Annotated in this window: 15 protein-coding genes; 8 read left to right on the top strand and 7 right to left on the bottom strand. The window is 68.9% G+C overall.

Annotated elements, in window-relative coordinates:
- Positions 1-1,422 (top strand): endoglucanase (locus Q0C81_RS03440; protein WP_291833567.1); only part of this gene is annotated, 1,422 nt, incomplete at its 5' end.
- 11 nt (positions 1,423-1,433) lie between these two features.
- Here Q0C81_RS03440 and Q0C81_RS03435 read toward each other — a convergent pair.
- The gene (locus Q0C81_RS03435; RefSeq protein ID WP_291833564.1) at positions 1,434-3,038 is read right to left on the bottom strand and encodes a carboxylesterase family protein; all 1,605 of its coding nucleotides are present in this window, start codon (positions 3,036-3,038) and stop codon (positions 1,434-1,436) included.
- 201 nt (positions 3,039-3,239) lie between these two features.
- Between Q0C81_RS03435 and Q0C81_RS03430 the strand changes: the two genes are divergently transcribed.
- From Q0C81_RS03430 to Q0C81_RS03415, 4 genes are all read left to right on the top strand, one after another.
- Positions 3,240-3,851 (top strand): TetR/AcrR family transcriptional regulator, encoded by a 612-nt coding sequence (locus Q0C81_RS03430; RefSeq protein WP_291833561.1) that lies wholly within the window; start codon positions 3,240-3,242, stop codon positions 3,849-3,851.
- A 37-nt stretch (positions 3,852-3,888) separates the two neighbouring features.
- A complete protein-coding gene (locus Q0C81_RS03425) occupies positions 3,889-4,257 on the top strand; it encodes a hypothetical protein (protein ID WP_291833558.1) in 369 nt (122 codons plus the stop codon).
- Positions 4,258-4,331: 74 nt separating this feature from the next.
- Entirely contained in the window at positions 4,332-7,604 is a 3,273-nt protein-coding gene (locus Q0C81_RS03420; protein ID WP_291833554.1) for a family 78 glycoside hydrolase catalytic domain, read from the top strand.
- 12 nt (positions 7,605-7,616) lie between these two features.
- Positions 7,617-9,131 carry a class I adenylate-forming enzyme family protein gene (locus Q0C81_RS03415; protein ID WP_291833551.1) on the top strand — a complete coding sequence of 505 codons (1,515 nt, stop codon included), beginning with the start codon at positions 7,617-7,619 and terminating at the stop codon, positions 9,129-9,131.
- Positions 9,132-9,137: 6 nt separating this feature from the next.
- On the opposite strand, the gene Q0C81_RS03410 is transcribed toward Q0C81_RS03415, so the two are convergent.
- Positions 9,138-10,073 (bottom strand): alpha/beta hydrolase, encoded by a 936-nt coding sequence (locus Q0C81_RS03410; RefSeq protein ID WP_291833548.1) that lies wholly within the window; start codon positions 10,071-10,073, stop codon positions 9,138-9,140.
- Between the two features lie 268 nt (positions 10,074-10,341).
- Between Q0C81_RS03410 and Q0C81_RS03405 the strand changes: the two genes are divergently transcribed.
- Positions 10,342-13,008: a TonB-dependent receptor gene (locus Q0C81_RS03405; protein WP_291833545.1), complete on the top strand. Its 2,667-nt coding sequence runs from the start codon at positions 10,342-10,344 to the stop codon at positions 13,006-13,008.
- A 137-nt stretch (positions 13,009-13,145) separates the two neighbouring features.
- Positions 13,146-15,410, top strand: coding sequence for a beta-glucosidase BglX (gene bglX, locus Q0C81_RS03400; protein ID WP_291833541.1), 2,265 nt, complete (start codon positions 13,146-13,148; stop codon positions 15,408-15,410).
- A gap of 28 nt (positions 15,411-15,438) precedes the next feature.
- On the opposite strand, the gene Q0C81_RS03395 is transcribed toward bglX, so the two are convergent.
- The 5 genes from Q0C81_RS03395 to rhmD are packed head-to-tail and all read right to left on the bottom strand — an operon-like array spanning position 15,439 to position 20,478.
- The gene (locus tag Q0C81_RS03395; RefSeq protein ID WP_291833538.1) at positions 15,439-16,704 is read right to left on the bottom strand and encodes an MFS transporter; all 1,266 of its coding nucleotides are present in this window, start codon (positions 16,702-16,704) and stop codon (positions 15,439-15,441) included.
- Positions 16,705-16,752: 48 nt separating this feature from the next.
- Entirely contained in the window at positions 16,753-17,664 is a 912-nt protein-coding gene (locus Q0C81_RS03390; RefSeq protein ID WP_291833535.1) for an amidohydrolase, read from the bottom strand.
- A gap of 4 nt (positions 17,665-17,668) precedes the next feature.
- Positions 17,669-18,418: an SDR family NAD(P)-dependent oxidoreductase gene (locus Q0C81_RS03385; RefSeq protein WP_291833532.1), complete on the bottom strand. Its 750-nt coding sequence runs from the start codon at positions 18,416-18,418 to the stop codon at positions 17,669-17,671.
- Positions 18,419-19,288: a fumarylacetoacetate hydrolase family protein gene (locus Q0C81_RS03380; RefSeq protein WP_291833530.1), complete on the bottom strand. Its 870-nt coding sequence runs from the start codon at positions 19,286-19,288 to the stop codon at positions 18,419-18,421. It lies immediately after the preceding gene.
- On the bottom strand, positions 19,288-20,478 hold the full coding sequence (gene rhmD / locus Q0C81_RS03375; protein ID WP_291833527.1) for an L-rhamnonate dehydratase: 1,191 nt from the start codon (positions 20,476-20,478) through the stop codon (positions 19,288-19,290). Before rhmD ends, Q0C81_RS03380 begins: the two co-directional genes overlap by 1 nt.
- Before the next feature lie 133 nt (positions 20,479-20,611).
- On the opposite strand from rhmD, the gene Q0C81_RS03370 reads away from it, so the two are divergent.
- A partial coding sequence (locus Q0C81_RS03370) for a helix-turn-helix domain-containing protein (protein WP_291833569.1) occupies positions 20,612-21,079 on the top strand: 468 nt, incomplete at its 3' end.

Raw genomic sequence — 21,079 nt, 5'->3', positions numbered from 1 at the left:
CGCTATCCGATGATGAGCTGGCCGCGAAACTACCAGATGCCGGTCAACGGGATCATGTGGACCGCCTTCTTCGCGGGGGCGACCCTGACACCCGACTGGAAGGTCGGCGGCGTCAACGTGCAGGACTTCCTTCAGGGCGCCTATCTGGGCGCCATGCGGGCGGTCGCGGACCGGGTGAAGTCCCTGAACAATGTGATCGGCTTCGACAGCCTGAACGAGCCCGGTCAGGGCTGGGTCGGGCAGAAGGTGTCGCAGCGCCGGACCGGACCGGATGCGGACAACGCCACGCCGCTGTGGCCGGGACCGTCGTGGACGCCGCTGGACAGCCTGAAGGCCGCCCGGGGACAGGCCGTTCGCCTGCCGGTGCTCGAGCGCCGTCAGGGATTCGAGATGGCCGAGGTCGGCGAGACGGTGGTGAACCCCGACCGCGCATCGATTTGGCTGGACGACGGACCCGACCCCTTCGAGACGGCCGGGGCGTGGGCGCTTCACGGCAACGCCGCGGTGGTCGTGGACGAGGACTTTTTCCGTGTCCGGGACGGCGAGAAGCTGGATCACGAGCGAGACTTCATGCGGCCGTTCTTCGGCAGGGTGGCCGCGGCGATCCGCGACGTCCGCCCGGACTGGCTGCTGTTCGGCGAGATGTGCCCCTATCTGATGCTGCAGGGAAAGACCTTCCCCAGCCCTATGCCGGCCCGGACGGTGAACGCCAGCCATTGGTATGACGTCGAGATCCTGGGCTCGAAACTGTTCGACCCGCAGTCCGATCTGGACGCCCGCCGCCAGCGCTATGCGTTCCAGCTGAGTTATATCCGGGCGATGGGGCTGACGATGAGGGAAGGGGGCGCGCCGACCCTTGTCGGCGAATTCGGCATTCCCTACGACCTCAACCATGGCGAGGCTTTCGACCGCTGGGCGTCGGGCGAGCGCGGCGACGAGGTCTGGAGCGCCCATGCGACCGCGCTGGGGCTGATGTACGACACCCTGGACGCGCTGCTGCTGTCCTCAACCCAGTGGAACTATACGGCGACCAACCGCAACGACCTGCGGGTCGGGGACGGGTGGAACCAGGAGGACCTGTCGATCTATTCCGTCGACCAGGCGACCGCCGAGGACGATCCGGCGTCGGGCGCCCGCGGGCTGGCTGGCTTCTCGCGACCCTATGCCCGGAGCGCGCAGGGCGTGATCACGGCCATGGCCTTCGAGGCCGACGCGCGCCGCTTCACGGTGACCGTCGAGGCCGATCCCGCGGTCGGCGCCCCAACGGAAATCTTTGTGCCGGCCTGGCGCTTCCCTGAGGGCGTGGACGCCGCTCTTTCCGGCGCGGACGCCGTCTGGGAGCATGATCGGACCGCACAGGTCGTCCGCGTCACGGCGTCCGGCGCGGGGGCTCTGAAGATCGTGCTGACGCCCCGGGAATAAAGGCCCTTGAGCTAGGGGGAGACAGCCCGGGCGGCGTCGCGCAACCGGCCCAGGGCGTCGAGGCGGGCGGCCTCGGGCGACGGGCCGACGGAGACGCCGGTCTCGCCGACCAGCAGAGCCCGGTCGCTGTCCGGGTTGTACCGGGGCCATTCGGGCTGGCCCGAGGCGTCCGGCCGACCATCCCGCGCGAACGCCGCCCAGTAGTCGGCCATGGCCGTGGCGATGCGCTGGTCGGCCTCGGAATAGTCGCCCTTGAGCCGGCCCAGGGTGTCGAAGCCGTAGCCGAGGTCCGAGGCGTGCGGCGCTCCCGACCATTCGCGTCGCTTGCTCTCGGCGACATAGCCGAAGCTGTAAAGCCAGACCGGATGGCCCGCGGCCGCGTCGAGTGCGGCCAGCCGCCGGGCCGGTTCGACGAAGGTGAGCTCGGACGGCATGGCCCGGTTGAGGGTGTCGGAGGTTCCGTAGATGGTCATCAGGTCCGGCTTGGAGACCTCGACGTCCTCCAGCGTGCGGTCGGCGACCATTCCGCGCAGGAAGGACGGGATCGAGCCGAGCTCGAAATTGGTGGCGCCGATGATCAGGGGTACGGGAGCCTGCTCCCCGCGCGTGAAGGCGTCGAGGGTCTGGGTGGTGACCAGCCGCCCGTCGATGATCGGGCCGGTGAAGGTGTTCCGCTCAGGGTTCAACAGGTCCAGCCGCCCGCGCACCCGCTCGGCCGGAAGGGCCCGGAGGTCAGCCGCCGTGGCGTTCCTGAGATTGACCGAGGCGGCGAAGGCCTCGCCGACGCTTTCGCCCGATCGCTGGCCGGCCGGCGCCGTGAGGGGCGGCAGGTGGTCGCGACCGCCGCCGGACTGGACGACGGCCCCCCGGAACAGACCCCGGGCCTCGGCCATGGTCATCAACTGCAGGACCGAGCCGCCGCCGGCCGACTGGCCCATGATGGTGACCCGCTCGGGGTCGCCGCCCAGGGCGTTGATGTTGTCGTGCACCCAGCGCAGCGCCGCGACCTGGTCCATCAGGCCATAGTTGGCCGTCGGCGCGTCGCCCGCTTCCGCCGTCAAGGCGGGATGGGCGAAGAAGCCGAAACGGCCGAGCCGGTAGTTGAAGGTCACCACCACGACGCCGCGCGAAGCCAGCCGGGCGCCGTCGAAGAGCGGTTGGCTGCCGGAGCCCATGATGAAGCCGCCGCCGTGGATCCAGACGATGACGGGGAGGGGCTCCGCCGTCCGTGTCTCCGGCGCCCAGACGTTCAGGGTCAGGCAGTCCTCGCTGGTCGGCTGCTTCGACTGGGTGTCGTCCCAGCCGGGGCGGGGCTGGATGCAGTCGGCGCCGAAGGCCGAGGCGTCGCGCACGCCCGTCCAGGCGGCCGCGGGCCGCGGCGCCCGCCAGCGCAGGTCGCCGACCGGCGGGGCGGCGTAGGGAATGCCCTTGAACGACCGGACGTCGCCTTCGTCCACCCCGACCAGCGCCCCTTGCGGGATCCGGGCGGTGACCGGGGTACCCGGCGTCGTGGACGGCGGCGTCTGGGCGCAGGCCGAGCCGGCCGCCAGCGTCAGGCCCAGGCAGGCGGCGGTCCAGGCGGCGCGCACGCTCCGCAGTCGACGTGTCTGATCCATCTGAGATTTCTCCCGGATCGGCCGACGGAGTACAGTTCCGCCCCTTAAGCCAGATCACTTGCGCATCACGCTATGCAGATGCATAACGAATGTCGAGTGACCTTCGGCGGCGCGGATTTCGAACACAGAGTCGAACGCTTCGCCGGCAAGGACGGCACTCAGGAAACGAAGGATTTCGGGCGAGTTGTCTTGGAAACGCGGGTGAACCTCAGAGTCCAGCAAAGAGAGGCGACCCAGGCGAGCCTGCTTCAGGCGGCGCTGGAGGTCTTCTCCGAAAAGGGCTTCGACGGCGCCTCGACGCGAGAGATCGCGGCCCTGGCCGGTGCGCACAACGCCCTGATCAAATACCACTTCTCCAGCAAGGACGCCCTCTGGCGAGCCGCGGTCGCCTTCCTGTTCGAACGGCAGGCCAAGGAGCTGGCGCTGCCGCGGCCGGACGATCCTGTCCACGCCGATTTCCGGGCCTACGCCAAGGCGGTGATCCGCGCCGTCGTCGTCTATTCGGCCAAGCATCCCGAACACGCCCGGCTGATGATGCAGGAGAGCATGCGCGACAGCGAGCGCCTGCACTGGGCCACCGACAGCTTCATCGCCGACATCAGCAAGGTCTCGGCCCGGTTCATCGAAATGTGCAAACGGGAAGGCATACTGCCGAACGTTTCCACGCCGGCGCTGGTCTACATCTTCGTCGGCGCCGCCCAGACCTTCTACACCCTGGCGCCCGAGGTTCGCCGCGTGTGGAATATCGACCCGTCCGACCCGGACGTCATCGAGGCGCATATCGAGGCGCTGACACAGGTTCTTGTCCGATAGTCCGGACGCTCACATGATCCAGAACAGGAACACTCCCATGATCCGCCGCATCGCCTTCGTCGCCGCCCTGTCCCTCGCCGGAGCCGCGCCGGCCCTGGCCCAGACCGCTCCGGCGCCCGCCGCCGAAGCGCCGGCCAAGCCGAAATTCTCGATCGACGTGACCATGGCCGACCTGACCGCCGACCCCCAGGCGCGGGTGGTGGTCGGCGCCTTCTTCGAACGGCGCCGGATCGCCGCCGGCCAGCCGCCGATGACGCCGGAAGAAACCGCCAGCATCAGCGAGATGATCGCCGGCCTGACGCCGCGCCAGCTGGCTGAGTTCCCGCAGGCCAATCTGGACGACGCGGCCCTGGCCGCGCTCGACGCCGCGCTGGCCGCCATCCCGGCGACCCCGCCGACCCAGTAAGCCACAGCCGACCGAAGGGGCGGCCAGACCGTCGTCAGCAACCGCCCGTCGCGGCGGCGAGGGAGAATTGCGCCATGTCGATGCTCAAGCTGGTCATGGCGGCCCTGGCCTGCCTTCTGTTGTCGGTCGGCGCTGTTCGCGCCGAGGGGGAACCGACGGACCGGCCCGTCGCCTTGAGAACCAACGGGGCCGTCGATCCGATCGGCGTGGATACGCCCCGGCCCCGGTTGTCATGGCGGCCGCCGGTTCGCGGGCAGACCGCCTGGCAGGTGCGCGTCGCGGCGTCCGAACGCGACCTGGGCGAGGGACGGCTGCTGTGGGACAGCGGGCGGACAGCGTCGCCGACCGCCGCCGCCGCGACCTATGACGGCCCCGTGGCGGCGTCCCGGGAACGGCGCGTGTGGCAGGTCCGCCTGTGGGATGCACGTGGCCGCGCCACGCCCTGGAGCACGCCGGCGTCCTGGGAGGCCGGGCTGCTCCAGCCGGGCGATTGGCAGGGGCGCTGGATCCAGCGCAACGCGACGGCCCCGACCGGCTGGTCCGACGCGGTCATCACCGTCGACTTCACGCTGCGGGGGCGCATGTTCGATGTGCTCTTCCGGGCCAGCCCGGTCGGCAAGACCTATGGCGAGGCCTACGCCTGGCGCATCTCCGAGGACGAGGGCGGCGCCGCCGTCCTGATCGCCCAGGTCCGCGATTATCCGGGCGGCAGCCGCTCGATGGTCAATCAGACCGTCCTGAAGACTGTACCTTTGGGCGTTTCGGCCGCGGCGCTGCGCCAGGGACGCCATGTCCTGACCATCGAGGCCGTGGGCGACCGGATCGTCACCCGCCTGGACGGACGTCAGGTCGACGCGCTCCGCGACGCCAGCCAGACGCGGGGTACGGTCGGCTTCCTGGCTCCGGCCGCCGATGCGGCCGTGATCCACGGCCTTTCGATCGCGCCGGCGTCGGCCTCCGACGGCCCGGCCTTCGAGACCCGGTTCGAGCGGGGCGAGAATCCCCTGAGCGGCGGGAGCGTCGGCCCGGACGGCCTGCTGCTGCCCTCGGGGGTGCCGACCAAGGACATCGTTCTGCCCCTGTCCAATCCCGCGCCCCTGCTGCGGCGGGACTTCGATCTGGAAGCGGGCGAGATCGCTTCCGCCCGGCTGTATGTCGCCGTCGGCGGCTGGGCCGATATGACGGTGAACGGCACGCCCCTGTCGGAACTGCCGATGGCGCCGGGGTGGACCGACTACGATCATCGGGTCCTGTATCAGGCCTATGATGTCGCGCCGCTGCTGGCGCGAGGGCGGAACGTGCTGGCGGCCGAACTGGGGCGGGGCTGGTACGGCGTCACCGAGCCCAATGAATGGTATTTCCATCAGGCGGCATGGCATGCCGAACCGGCCCTGCGCGCGCAGCTGGAGATCGTCTTCGCCGACGGACGCCGTCAGGTGATCGCCTCCGACCGGAACTGGAAGACCGCCGACGGGCCGACCCGCCACGACTCCATCTACGCCGGCGAACGCTATGACGCCCGGCTGGAGCCGCAGGGCTGGAGGACCGCCGCGTTCGCTGCGAACGACTGGACGCCGGCGATGGAAGCGGCAGGCCCGCGCGGCGCCCTCGTCGCCGCCGCGGCCGAGCCGATCCGTCCGATCGAGGACCTGCGCCCGGTCGCACGCACCGAGGTCCGTCCGGGCGTCTGGGTGTTCGATTTCGGACGCATCCTGACCGGGCGGCCCCGCCTGACGATGTCGGGAGCGAACGGACGGACGGTCAGCCTGGTCCTGACCGAGAAGAAGGCCGAGGACGGAACCGCTCTGGTGGCCAGCGGCCTGATCGATGCCCAGCTGCAGACGCTGCGCTACACCTTCTCCGGTGCCGGGACGGAACGTTGGGCTCCGCGTTTCAGCTATGCCGGGTTCCGCTATATCCAGGTCGAGGGCCTGGACGCGCCGCCGGCCGACGACTTGGTAGTCGCCGAGATCATCCATTCCGACGTGCCCCGGATCGGCGCCTTCGAGAGCGGCAATTCCTTGCTGAACCGAATCCAGCAGGCGTCGCAGAACGCCCTGCTGAACAACATGCACGGGCTGATGACCGACACGCCCAGCCTGGAGAAGAACGGCTGGACCGGAGACGCCCAGGCGTCGTCGGCCGCCGCGGGCGTGAATTTCGGGATGGCGCGGGTCTGGACCAAATGGCTGGCCGACTTCCGCGACGCCCAGGCGTCCAGCGGGGAGCTGCCGGAGATCGTGCCCTCGACCTCATTCTACGGCTTCGAGCAGACGCCGGGCTGGTCCTTCATCTGGGGACCGACGCCCGCCTGGGACGCGGCGATATTCGTGATCCCGGACGAGCTGGTGCGCCACTACGGCGACGAGACGACCCTGGCGGCGATGTACGAGGCCCAGAAGCGGCTGGTCGACTACACCGGCACGCTCATCACCGCGCCCGACTTCACCTATGCCCGAGGCTTGGGCGACTATGCCGGGAAGGGGCCGTTCGGTCCGGTCGATGCGACGTCGTCGGCCTACTATTTCCACATGGTCTCGATGCTGGCGCGCAACGCGGCGGCGCTGGGCAAGGCGGAGGACGCGGCGCGGTACGGCGAGCTCGCTGGGCGCGTTCGCGAGGCCTACAATCGGAAATACTGGAATGCGGCGGCCCGGCGCTATCTGACGCCGCCGATCGCGAACGGTCCGACGCCGCCGTTCAGCCAGACCCAGAACATCCTGCCGCTGGCGTTCGGCCTGGTTCCGGACGGTGAGGCGCAGGCCGTCGCCGATGCGGTGGCCGCCGATCTGGAAGCGAACGACCTGACCCTGACTATGGGCGTCTACCCGCTGCGCTACGCCATGACCCTGCTGACCGACCACGGCCATGCGGACACCGTCTACCGGACGGCCACCCGCACGACCCAGCCCAGCTGGGGCTTCTGGCTGGAGAACGACATCAACTCGATGCTGGAGGGGTGGGGACTGACCTCCCGATCCTGGAACCACCACTATTTCGCGTCGATCAGCGACTGGTTCTACGAGGGGCTCGCCGGCATCCGGCCCGCGTCGCCCGGCTATGCCGATCTGGTCATTCGCCCCGCCTTGCCGTCGGGTCTGGATCACGCCGCCGCCACGATCGACGCGCCGCGTGGACAGATCCGGTCGGCTTGGCGCCGTGACGGGACCCAGGCCGTGCTCGACGTGGTCGTCCCCGGAGCGACCCGGGCGGAGATCTGGCTGCCCAACGGCGGCGAGCGCCTGGCTCGCCAGCCCCGCGGCGCGCGCTACCTGCGGGTCCAGGACGGCCACGCGGTCTATGCGGTGGGCTCCGGGGCCACGACCTTCACCTTCACGCCGAACTGAGACGCGCCGGACATGTCAGCACCATCGTCCCTTTCCGGGGCCATCACCCATCACGCCGGGGAAACGGGCGACCGTGCAGCGCTGATCCAAGGCGGGACGGTCCTGAGCTACGCCGTCCTGGATCAGCTGATGGACCGGACCGCCGCCGCGCTGCAACGGGACGGGCTGTCGGTCGGGGATCGCGTCGCCCTGTTGGGTGAGCCGGGATTGGCCTACGCCGTCGCCTTCCTCGGCGCCGTGCGGGCCGGGATGACGCCCGTTCCGCTGGCGACCGGCGTCACGGCCGAAGTGCTGGCCGCCATGCTGGGCGACGCCCGGCCCGCGCTGGTGTTCGCTGACAGCGCCCAGTTCGGCCGGATCGAGACATCCGAAGGCGGCCCCCTGGTCGTCATCCTCGACGGCGACGGCGAGGACGAAGGGGCCTGGCCGGCCTGGCTGGCGCCGTCCGGCGCGGCGCCGACCGCCGTCGAGATCGCGCCGGGCGCAGCGTTCAACCTGATCTATTCATCGGGCACCACGGGGGTCCCCAAGGGCATCATCCACTCCCACGCCATGCGCGAGCGGCAGATGGGCGCCTTGGCCGGCCTGTTCGGTTCCCAGGCCGTCACCCTGCTGACGACGCCGATGTATTCGAACACGACGCTGGTCACCCTGCTGCCGGCCCTGCTGTCGGGCGGCACGGTCGTCCTGATGCGCAAATTCGATGTGGGCGAATTCCTGCGCCTGGCGGAACAGCACGCGGCGACCCACACCATGCTGGTTCCGGTGCAGTACCAGCGGCTGATGGCGAGCCCCCTGTTCGACGGCGCGGACCTGTCGGCGTTCCTGCTGAAGCTATGCACCAGCGCGCCGTTCTCGGTCGAGCTGAAGTCCGAGGTGCTGCGGCGCTGGCCTGGCGGCCTTCTGGAGCTGTTCGGCATGACCGAGGGCGGCGGCGTCTGTCTGCTGCCCGCCCATCTGTTCCCGCACAAGCTCCACACCGTCGGCATGCCCGCACCGGGCGCCGACATGCGGATCATCGACGACGTCGGCCTCGAACTGGCGGTCGGGGAGGTCGGCGAGATCGTCAGCTACTCCGAACAGATGATGATGGCCGGCTATCACAATCGTCCCGAGGCGACCGCGGCCGGGCGCTGGGAGGCCGCGGACGGTCGGGCCTTTATCCGCACCGGCGATCTGGGGCGGTTCGATGAAGACGGCTTCCTGGAGATCGTCGGGCGCAAGAAGGACATGATTATCTCGGGCGGATTCAACATCTACCCGGTCGATCTTGAGAAGCAGCTGGATCAGCATCCGGCGGTGACCGAGTCCGCCGTCGTGGGCGTGCCGGACGAAAAATGGGGCGAAACCCCGGTGGGGTTCGTGGTCGGCGCGTCGGATGTTGATGTTGAGGCCGTCCGGGCCTGGGCCAATGAGCGGCTTGGGCCGGTTCAGCGCCTGTCCGCCGTCATCCGCCTGGACGAACTGCCGCGCAACGCCCTGGGCAAGGTGTTGAAGACCGCGCTGGCCGACCTGGCGGCCCGCTGAGTCCCGTCAGGGCCTGGCGAGGTCCTGGACCGTCAGCCAGTTGAGCAGGTCGTCGATCCAGAAGTCGCTGCTGGTTCCCTGATGGTTCATGCCGAAGCCGTGCCCGCCCTTGGCGTAGACGTGCAGTTCGGGCTGCCGGGTCCCGCGCGAGGCGGCTTGGTAGAAGCGCAGGACCGTCGGGGCGGCCAGTTTGTCGTCACCGGCGACGGCCAGGAACACCGGAGGCAGGTCCGTGGGCACGGGCGCGTCGTTGAACGCGGCGCCGTAGATCAGGGCGGCGAAGGCGGGACGGGCGGCCGCGTCCGGGGCCAGAAGGGCGCCGGCGGTCACTCTCGCTCCGGCCGAGAAGCCGATCATGCCGACCTTGGCCGGATCGACGCCCCAGTCCGCCGCGCGGCTGCGCACCAGGGCTAGGGCCTGGAGGCCGTCCTCGACGCCGGGTGCAGCGGCGTCGTCCAGGTTCAACTCGCCGCCGCGCGCGCTCGCCTGGGCCATGAAGACGAAGAATTCGCGCCAGAGCTGGCGGTCGTCGACCGGCGTCTCGATGGTCCGGTACTTCAGCACGAAGACCGTGATGCCGTGAGCGGTCAGCGCCCGGGCGACGTCCACGCCCTCGGCCTGCATGGTCAGAAAGCGGAAGCCGCCGCCCGGCGCGACGATGACGGCGGCGCCGGTCGCGGTCCCGGGCGCGGGTTGGAAGACCTGCAAGGTCGGTCGGGTGACGTTGCGCACCACCTGGAAGGCGCCGGTGGGGAAGGGGCTGGCCACCTCGACCTGAGTCGCATGTTCCGATCCCGGGGCCGCGCCCGGCCAGACGTCGAACGCGGGCGACTGGGCCCGGGCGGGGAGGGCGAGGGCCAGGCAGGCGGCGAACATGAGTCCGAGACGGGTGATCGGGGACGACATGGGACAGACCTCCTGGGCGGCGACGGCGGCGATCATCTCGCCCTTCGGAGCGTCCGTGTGCGGACGGCGACACGGGATAGCTAGCCCCGCGCGGTTTGGTTATGCAATCGCTCAAATAATTGTTGACGACACTTTCGAAATAACGGAACCTCCGCTCACAATCTGGGACGACAGGTTCAACTGTCGCTGGGAGTGATTCGTCGGCCCCCCGTTTCTCGGTCGCGCCGATGTCCGGAAACAACCGCCGAGGCGGACAGGTCCACGAGGCCTGGGGGGATGACATATGCGAAATGCGACCTTGACCATGAGACTGCTGGCGACGACCGCTCTCGTCGTTCTCGGCGTCAGTGCGGCCGGAGCCGCGGTGGCGCAGGTCGCGCCCGCTCCGTCGAGCGCGCCCGAGGACGAGCCGGTCGCGATCGATGATGTCGTGGTGACCGGCACTCTGCTGCGCGGCGTCGCGCCGACGGGCACCAATGTGGTCAGCGTCGATCGCGAGGACATCACCCGGACCGGCGTTGCGTCTTCCAACGATCTGCTGGCGCGGATCCCGCAGATTTCGAACTCGTTCAACGGCGCGCCCCAGCCCGGCGGCACGATCGCCCTGCCGATCAACCGGCCCAACATCCGTAACCTTGGCGCCTCGGGCGGCTCGACGACGCTGGTCCTGCTGAACGGGAACCGCCTGGTCGGCGCCGGGGTCCTGCAGACCTCGCCGGACCCGAGCATCATCCCGCCGGGCATGATCGAACGCGTCGAGGTGATCCCTGACGGCGGGTCGTCCATCTATGGCTCCGACGCCATCGGCGGCGTGGTCAACTTCATCACCCGCAAGCGCTTCGACGGCGTCGAGCTGACCGGCCGCTACGGCGTCGCCGACGGCTACGACCAGTCCGACCTGAACCTGACGGCGGGCCACGACTGGACCGGCGGTTCGGCCATCATCTCCTACGCCTACGCCCGGCACAGCAACATCATCGGCGCCGACCGGGACTATTTCACCCAGGACCTGCGCAGCCGGGGCGGCTCGGATCTGCGGTCGAACGCCTGTTCGCCGGGCACGATCACGACCCCCAATCCCTTCTCTCCGCTCCTGCCGGGCGTGAACTACACCCTGCCGAGCCGGACGCCGGGGACGAACCTGTGCGACGAAGCCGATGTCATCGACTTCTATCCGGAAGAAGAGCGTCACAGCCTGTTCGCCGCGGTCACTCATAACCTGAGCGACCGTCTGGTGTTCGAAGCGACCGGTTATTACGCCCAGCGCGAGACCACCCGTCGGGGCATGTCGGCCACCGAAGGCACCGGCATCCGGGGCAGCGGCACAATCACGGCGGCGAACCCCTATTTCCAGTCCGTCGCGGGCGAGCTCGGTCACTCGGTCGCCTTCAACTATTCGGCGGCCTGGGGCGTTGATGCGCCCGAGAACAGCAGCCGCTTCACCTCCGCCGGCCTGACGCCCTCGCTGACCTATCAGCTGAACGACGACTGGCGCCTGCGCGGTTCACTGAACTGGGGCCGGAGCACCAACCTGGTGCGGACCTGGCAGATCAACACCGCCGCGGAAGCCGCGGCGCTGGCGGGAACGACGACCGCGACCGCGCTCAATCCCTACAATGTCGGCGCCACCAACCGGGCGGTGCTGGACGGGATCATCAACTTCCAGAGCTATGGGCACTCGGTCCAGGAAATCCGCGAAGTCCGCGCCGTCGCCGACGGCGTGCTGTGGAGCCTGCCCGCCGGGGAGGTGAAGGTGGCCCTCGGCGCCGAGTATCACGAGGAGACGATCGACGCCGAGCAGGGAGCCGGTCCGCCGTCCGCTCTGGTTCTGGGCGAGGCCTCCGCCAAGCGGGACGTCAAATCGGTCTTCGGCGAAGTGCTGGTTCCGGTGTTCGACAGCGTCTCGCTGGGATCGTTCGATCTGTCCGCTTCGGTGCGCTACGATTCCTATAGCGACGTCGGCGACACGACCAATCCCAAGATCGGGTTCAACTACCGCCCCATTCCGTCGCTGACCGTGCGCGGCAACTGGGGGACCTCGTTCCACGCGCCGAGCCTGGCGGACATGGGCCAGGCGGTCGATACGCGCGCCCAGGTCCTGAGCGTCAGTCCGTTCCTTCCGGCCGGCAGTCCCTTCACCGACCTGTTCCGCCCCACCATCCTTCTGGCGGGGGGCAACCCCAACCTGAAGCCGGAAGAGGCCGACACCTGGTCGCTGGGCTTCGACTGGAAGCCTGAGGGCGCGCTGGACGGCTTTAGCGCCAGCGTGACCTATTTCAACGTCGCCTTCACCGATGCGATCGGCCTGGCGCCGTTCCTGAGCGGCGCGCCCTTCTTCGCCAACCCCGCCTATGCCTCCTACTTCATCCGCAATCCGACCCAGGCCCAGGCGCTTGCGGCCACTTCCGGAATGCGGGTCGAGGGGGCGCCCAGCATCGCGGCCCTGTACACCGGCTTCCTGACGCCGGCCGTCCTGATCGACGCGCGCCGCACCAATCTGGGCACGCTCGATGTCGACGGCATCGACTTCAATCTGCAGTATTTCCGCCCCGCTGATTTCGGGGTCTGGCACGTCGGCCTGGCCGGGACCTATAACCTGACCCGCGACAGCCGCCCCATCGCCGGCGGTCCGGTGACCGACGAGTTCAACAACGGATCCAGCCCCTATTCCCTGGTCGGATCTGCGGGTGTGTCGATCGATGCGTTCGCCGTAGAACTGACGGTCAATCACAACGCTGCGGCGGATGTGCAGGGCATCGTCGGCCAGACCGAGATCGACAGCTTCACCACGGTCAATCTGTTCGCCGCCTATGACCTGTCGTTCGGCGGGGTCCTGAGCGACACGACGCTGACCGTCAATCTCGACAACCTGCTCGACGAAACGCCGCCGTACTACAATGCGGCCGGCGGCACGGCGAACGGTGCGACCCTGGGGCGGATGATCTCGGTGGGCATTCGTAAGACGTTCTGATCCTGAGCCGGAGCGGTCTCCCGGGCCGCTGCGACTTGACTGGCCGACGTGGATCAGCCTCCGCGTCGGCCCATTTTTTTGGTGTGTGTCTGATGCGGTCGCGACTTCTCCAACGTCTTCTTCTCGGCGCCGCGATCGTGAGCTGGAGCGGGACCGGCGTCCTGGCCCAGACCGGGCCGCAGCCCTCGGCCGTCCCGGCGTCCGCGCCCGGCGTCGCTGCCCCCCTGGCGTCTCCCGAGGCGCGGGCCGACGCCCTGATCGCGCGCATGACGCTGGAAGAGAAGGTCGGCCAGATCAGCCAGCAGTTCGTGCTGGGCAGCGCCGCGCCGGTCGAGGCGCGGGTGCGGGCGGGCGGGCTGGGGTCCCTGTTGTTCGTGCGCGATCCCGTCGTCATCAACCGTCTGCAGCACATGGCGGTGGAGGAGACCCGGCTCGGGATCCCGCTGCTGTTCGGCTACGATGTCGTGCACGGCTTCCGGACCATCTTCCCGGTGCCGCTGGGCATGGCCGCGACCTGGGACCCCGATCTGGTCGAGCAGTCGCAGGCGGTCGCCGCCGCCGAGGCGCGCGCGACGGGTATCCACTGGACCTTCGCCCCTATGCTGGACATCACGCGCGACCCGCGCTGGGGCCGTATCGTCGAAGGCCCAGGCGAGGACCCCTACCTCGGCTCCGTTCTGGCGCGCGCTCAGGTTCGGGGCTTCCAAGGCGAGACCATCGGAGCGCCCGGCCGGGTCATCGCCGGCCCCAAGCATTTCATCGGCTACGGCGCGTCCGAAGGCGGGCGGGACTACGATAGCGTCAACCTGTCCGACAACCAGCTGTACAACGTCTATCTGCCGCCCTTCGTCGCCGCCATTGAGGCGGGCGCGGGCAATGTCATGAGCGCCTATATGGAGCTGAACGACGTTCCGGCGGTGGCCAACGACTGGCTGTTGAACGACCTGCTGCGCGGCGAACTGGGGTTCGAGGGCTTCGTGGTCTCGGACGCCAACGCCGTGCGCAGCCTGATCCCGCAGGACTTCTCCCTGGACCCGATGGACGCCGCGGTGCGGTCGGTCAGGGCCGGAAACGACATGGAGATGTCGCTGGGGACCGGCGCCTTCGGCCAGCTGATCGACGCGGTCCGGCAGGGGCGGCTCGAGGAGGCGATCATTGATCGCGCCGTGCGCCGGGTGCTGGTCGCCAAGTTCCGGATGGGCCTGTTCGAACAGCCCTATACCGACCCCGCGCTGACGGAGGGTGTGCTGTCGGCGCCCGCGCATCGCGATCTGGCGCGGGTGGCGGCGGAACGGTCGATGGTGCTGCTGCAGAACACCGGCGGCCTGCTGCCGCTCGAGCGCGGCGCGCACCGGCGCGTGGCCGTGATCGGGCCGATGGCGGACTCGCCCATCGACACCGTCGGTCCTTGGTCTTTCGCCGACAAACCGGACGAGACCGTGACCCTCTATGAGGGCGTGAAGGCCGAGCTGAACGGGGCGGCCGAGGTCGAAACCGCGCCTGGCGTCCAGCTGCGGCGCGGGACGGCGTCGATGTTCGCTGCCCTGAGGCCGCAGCCGCGACGCTGGACCGAAGCCCAGGCCGACGAGGAGTTCGCGCGGGCGGTTGAACTGGCCGGTCGGTCGGATCTGATCGTGCTGGTGGTCGGCGAGGACTTCTACATGAGCGGCGAGCAGGCCTCGCGCGTGTCCCTGTCCCTCCCGGGACGCCAGCAGGCGTTGATCGACGCCGTCGCCGCCCTGGGCAAGCCCGTGGTCATGGTGATGATGAACGGTCGGCCGCTCGATATCCGCGACGCCCAGGCCAAGGTCCCCGCGATCCTGGAGGCATGGCATCCCGGGTCCGAAGGCGGCGCGGCGGTGGCCAACGTCCTGTTCGGGGACGTGAACCCCGGCGGTAAGCTGCCTGTGACCTGGCCGCGCGAAGCGGGTCAGATCCCGCTCTACTACGCGCACAACGCGACCAAGGAGCCCGCGGGCGTCGCCACCCGATACTGGGATGAGGCGTCCACGCCGCTGTACCCGTTCGGCTATGGGCTCAGCTATACGACGTTCGGCTTCTCTGACATCGCCATCGATCGGCCTGTCGTGGCGCGGGACGGACGCATCACCGTTTCGGCGGTCGTCACCAACACCGGCGACCGCACGGGCGACGAGACCGTCCAGCTCTACATCCATCAGCAGGCGGGCCGGGCGACGCGCCCCGTTCGCGAGCTGAAGGGCTTCCGGCGCGTCACCCTGGCTCCCGGCGAAAGCCGCACCGTGACCTTCACCCTGGGCGAAGCCGAGCTCCGTTACTGGAGCGCGGCGGAACGCGGCTGGGTGATGGACCCCGGCGCCTTCGACGTCTGGATTGGCGGAGATTCCCGGGCCGAACTGCACACCACCTTCGAGGTTCGCTGACGCGAACCCCGAAGGCCGGCGGCAAGGCTCAGGCGGCGGTCGCCGTCCGTCCCAGTCCTGCGCCCTTCCAGCCGTACCAGGCCACCACGGCGAAACAGGCCGCGGGCAGCAGGAAGGCGACGTTGGCGCCATAAAGGTCGGCGATCCGTCCCATGGGCCAGGGCAGCAGCACGCCGCCGCCGATCGCCATGACCATCAGCGACGAGGCCTTCTTGGTCCCGCTTCCCAGTCCGGTCGTGCCCAGGGCGAAGATGGTCGCGAACATGGTCGACATGAAGAAGAAGACCGCGACCAGGGCGATGGGCGAGATCCGCTCGATCCCGGCCGCGACCACCAGGGTCAGCGCCACATTGACCAGGCCGTAGGTGGTCAGAAGGGTGCGCGGTTTGACCCGCAGCAGCAGCGCCGTCGCGGCGAACCGCCCGACCAGATAGCCGATGGCGGCCAGCGACAGCATGAAGGCGCCCTGCTGCGACGTCAGGCCTGTCCAGGTGTGGGTGACCAGATTGATGAAATAGGCGCCGATGCCGACCTGGGCGCCGATGTAGAGGGCCTGGGTGACGACGCCGGCGATGAAGTGCGGCTGTTGGGCGAGGGAGCGGGCAGGGGCGTCGCCCGCGGCCGCGTCGCCGTGATCCGACAGGCCCGTCTCGGGCAGCCGGGCGCGCCAGACGGCGACGGCGAAGACCAGCACCGCCACCGCGATCAGGCCATACACGGTCTGGATCGAACGGGTCGCGCCGCCCAGGGCTGCCGTGGTGCTGGGGCTGAAGAAGACCGCCCCGCCGATCAGCGGGCCGAAGAAGACGCCCAGGGCGTTGAAGGACTGGGCCAGGTTGAGCCGCTGCGACGCCTTGGCCGGGTCTCCCAGCACATTGACGTAGGTGTCGGCCGAGGTCTCGAGGATGCACAGGCCGGCGGCCAGGACGAACATCGATCCGACGAACGGCAGGAAGGCGCCGGCCGCCGCGGCCGGGATGAACAGCAGCGCCCCGAACGCGGTGACCACCAGGCCCGAGACGATGCCGACCTTGTAGCCTCGGGCGTGCAGCAGCATTCCGGCCGGGAAGCTGATCAGCAGATAGGCGCCGAAATAGGCGATCTGCAGCCAGGAGCTGTCGGCCTGGCTGATGCTCAGGGTCTCCTGGAAATGCATGTTCAGGACGTCCAGCAGGCCGTAAGCCAGCCCCCAGATCAGGAAGCAGGCGATGGCGAAGGACAGGGGGCCGCGCAGGCTTCCCCCCGGTCGGGCCAGTCCGCCCGGCGTGTGGGCCGCGTCCGTTTCGATGACCATGAAATCCTCCCTCTCGGCCCCGTCTTTCGCGGCGGCTTGGTGTGCTTTTCAGATGCGGTAGGTCGCCTCGGCGTTGGCGGCGAACAGCCGCTCCCGCTCGTCGTCGCTGAAGTCGGCGGTGATGGCGTCGAAGGCCGAGAATACGGCGTCGAAACTGCCGTGGACCTTGTCGACCGGGAAGTCGCTGGCGAACATGGCGCGCCCGGCACCGAAGGCCTCGATGCATTCCAGCGCCACGGGCCGGATCGACTCCCTCGTCCAGGCGCGGTCGGTGATGCCCAGGCCGGAGATCTTGATCGAGACCTGCGGCCGGGCGGCGAGCCCGCGCAGGCCGTCGCGCCAGGCCGCTATCCCCGCCGGGTCGCGATCGGTCGGCAGGCCGGCGTGATTGACGATGAGGGGAATGTCCGGATGGCGGTCGGCCAGCGCCGCCGCCGCGGCCATCTGCGACGGATAGAGCTGAAGGTCGAACGACAGGCCGTACCGCGCCAACCGGGCGAAGCCGGCCTCCCACGCGGGGTCCAGCAGCAGGTCGCGGGCGGTATAGGTCTTGGCCGGATCAGCGTGCCAGCAGACGATCTGACGGACGCCGCGCACATTGCGCCTGGCGGCGTGCGCCTCCAGCAGGGCGTCGAGATCGGGGTCCAGCAGGTCCGCGCCGGCGACGATCCCCTGCGGGAAGCCGCTGTCGTCGGCGAGGGTTTGCAGCCAGTCCGTCTCGGCCAGCTGCGCCCCGCGCGGCAGACCGCATTCCACATGGATGATCTTGTCGACTGTCCAGCCGGCGGTGTCGGCACGGTAGTCGGCCAGGCCGTAGTCGCGGTGGGCGATCGGGCTCATGTCGCCGGCCGGATTGTGGGGCAGCGGCTCGTCCTGAAGCCAGGCGTAGTGTGCGCGCGACAGGTCCCAGAGGTGGACATGCGGATCGACGATGCGGATGTCCCTGCCCACCTGCTGCATGCCCCTAGTAGGTCGTCCGGCCGCCGGAGGTGTCGAAGGTCGAGGCGGTCGTGAAGCTGCATTCCTCGGACGCCATGAAACAGACCATGGCGGCGCTCTCATCGACCTCGCCCAGGCGTCCCATGGGGATCTTGGAGCGCATGTAATCGACCTGGCTTTGCGGCATCTGGGCCAGGATGGGGCTCTCGAAGGTGGCGGGCGTCAGACTGTTGACGATCACGCCCGAGGTGGCCAACTCCTTGCCCAGCGACTTAGTCAGGCCGATCACCCCGGCCTTGGAAGCGGAATAGGCGGAGGCGTTGGGGTTGCCCTCCTTACCCGCGACGGAGGCCACGTTGACGATCCGTCCATAGCCGTTCTCGAGCAGATAGGGCACGACCGCGCGGCAGCAGTAGAAGACGCCGTTCAGGTTGATGTCGATGACCCGCCGCCAGCTGTCGATCGGGAAGTCCTTCACCGGCACGGTTGCGCCCGTGATCCCGGCCGAGGCGATCAGGATGTCGAGGCCGCCCAGTGCCTCTTTGGCGGCACGGGCGGCGTCAGCCACCGCGTCGGGGTCAGAGACATCCAGGGCGACCGTATGGGCCGCGCCGATCTCGTCGGCGGCGGCGGACAGGGTTTCGGCGTTCAGGTCCCAGAGCGAGACCTGGCCGCCTTCGGCGACGATGCGGGCGGCGGCGGCCTTGCCCAGGCCCGAGGCGCCGCCGGTGACGATGGCGCGGCGACCGGAAAAGCGGCCTTCAAACACGGACATTCAGGCGGCCTCTTCGGTGGCGGCGCGCCAGGCGACGACGGTTTGTCGCTGCTGGCCAAGCTTCTCGATGCCCAGGGTCATGACGTCGCCGGGCTTCAGGTAGAAGGGCTCCGGCTTCTGGCCCAGGCCGACGCCGGGAGGGGTGCCGGTGGTGATCAGATCGCCGGGCTCCAGCGTCATGAACTGGCTGACGTAGGACACGATCTCGGCCACGCCGAAGATCATGGTGCGGGTGTTGCCGGTCTGCATGCGCTTGCCGTTCAGGTCCAGCCACATGTCCAGGTCCTGCGGATCGCCGACCTCGTCAGCGGTGACGACCCAGGGGCCGACGGGGCCGAAGGTGTCGCAGCCCTTGCCCTTGTCCCAGGTGCCGCCGCGTTCCGTCTGGAAGGCGCGCTCGGAGACGTCGTTGATCAGCACATAGCCGGCGACGTGATCCAGGGCCTGGGCCTGCTCAACGTACGAAGCGGCCCGGCCGATGACGATGCCCAGCTCGACCTCCCAGTCGGTCTTCTCGGAGCCGCGCGGGATCATGACCTCGTCGTTCGGACCGGTCAGGCAGGTGATGGCTTTCATGAACACGACCGGCTCGGTCGGTTCGGGCAGGCCGGACTCGGCGGCGTGGTCGGCGAAATTCAGGCCGATGGCGATGAATTTCCGGCTGCCGTTCACCGGCGTTCCCAGACGGGGCTCGCCCTCGACGAGCGGAAGGCTTTCAGGATCGACGGCCTTCAGCCTCGCCAGACCTTCGCCGTGCAGCAGGTCCGGCGTGATGTCGGAGACGAGGCCGGACAGGTCGCGGATGCGGCCTTTACCGTCCAGAAGGCCAGGTTTCTCAAGGCCTTTGGGGCCGTAACGCAACAATTTCATCAGGTCGCCTGGCGGGGATAGGGGCGGTGAAGGGCGATGTCCCGGTTCAGCTCGACGCCGAACCCGGGGAGGTCGGGAACCTTGAGCTTGCCGTTCACGGGCACGGGCTCGCCGATCAGCTGCGGATGGAACATCGGCACGACCTCGTTGGCCTTGGGCGCCATCATCAGGAACTCGGCGAACGGGCTGTCATGGCGCGTCACCACGAAATGGTAGCTGTAGACGGACGATCCGTGCGGGATCGTCAACACCTTCCGGGCGTCGGCCATGTCGGCGATCTTGATCAGCTCGGTCAGGCCGCCGCACCAGCCCACGTCCGGCTGGATGATGTCGCAGCACTCCATCTCCAGCAGCATGCGGAAGCCCCAACGGGTGGCCTCGTGCTCGCCCGTGGTGACCAGCATGCCGGGAGGGGCGGCCTTCTTCAGCGCCTGATAGCCCCAGTAGTCGTCGGGGCTCAGCGCCTCCTCGATCCACTTCAGGCCGTGGTCGTTCGCCGCGTGGGCGAGGCGGGTCGCATAGTCCAGGTCCAGCGCCATCCAGCAGTCGAACATCAGCCAGAAGTCGTCGCCGCAGCGCGACCGCATCTCGGCCAGCTCGGCGATGTTCTTCGCGAACCCCTCGTCGCCCTCGGCCGGGCCGTGGTGCAGGGGCATCTTGCCGCCGATGAAGCCCATCTGCTTGGCCAGGTCGGGGCGGGCGCCGGTGGCGTAGAAGGTCAGTTCGTCGCGCACCGCCCCACCCAGCATGGCGAAAACCGGCTCCTGACGCAGGCGGCCCAGCAGGTCCCACAGCGCCAGATCGACGCCGGAAATGGCGTTCACGACCAGACCCTTGCGGCCATAGTACTGGGTCGAGAGATACATCTGGTCCCAGATGGTCTCGACGTCGGAGGGATCGCGGCCTTCAAGGAAGCGGGCCAGATGCTTCTCGACGATATAGGCGGCCGGTTCGCCGCCGGTCGTCACCGCGAAGCCGACGACGCCGTTCTCGGCCTCGATCTCGACCACCAGGGTGCCCAGCACATTGATGCCGAAGCTGCGGCGGCTCTGCCGATACTCGGGATATTTCGACATCGGCGTGGCGATGTGGTCATCGATCCAGTGGCCGTCCGACTGGTCGTGATAGTCGGCGCCGCCGCCCCGCACCACGAAGGCGCGCACGGCCTTGATCCTGGACAGCCGGCTCACGCGGTGCGGTTCCGGTGATCGTTTCCCATATTTCGGGATGGCACTGGCGCTTCTCCGTGCTCCACGTCAAACTGGCTGTCAATCGCCGCTTTGCTTGCGTGTTTTGCTACATTCTGAAACAGGTGCTTACGTGATGGGACAAACTGCGTCAATCGAGACGGGCGAGCCCGAGGAGGCCGCCAAGGCTTCCGGCAGCCAGACGCTGCTGCGCGGTCTGGACGTCATCGACGCCCTGATCGATGGCCCGCTGTCGCTGGCCGAACTGTCGGAACACCTGCAGCTGACGCGCAGCACCACCCACCGCCTGGCGTCGGCGCTGGTGGATCGCCGCCTGCTCTCGTTCCGCCCGCGCGAGGGCTACACCCTGGGACCCAAGCTGCTGGAGCTCGGCCATGCGGCCAGCCAGCAGATGCATCTGCCGCGCATCGCCCGCCCATGGCTGGAGCAACTGTCGGCGGCCACCGAGGACACCGTGCATCTGGGCGTGCTGGACGGACGCCACGCCCTCTACCTGGACAAGGTCGGCGGGCGTCGGCGCATCAACATCGGATCGCGTCTGGGCGAGCGGCATCCGATCGCATCGACGGGCCTGGGCAAGGCC

It is taken from the genome of Brevundimonas sp. (assembly GCF_023259385.1).
GTDB lineage: Bacteria > Pseudomonadota > Alphaproteobacteria > Caulobacterales > Caulobacteraceae > Brevundimonas.
This window is presented reverse-complemented; position numbering and strand designations above follow the sequence as displayed.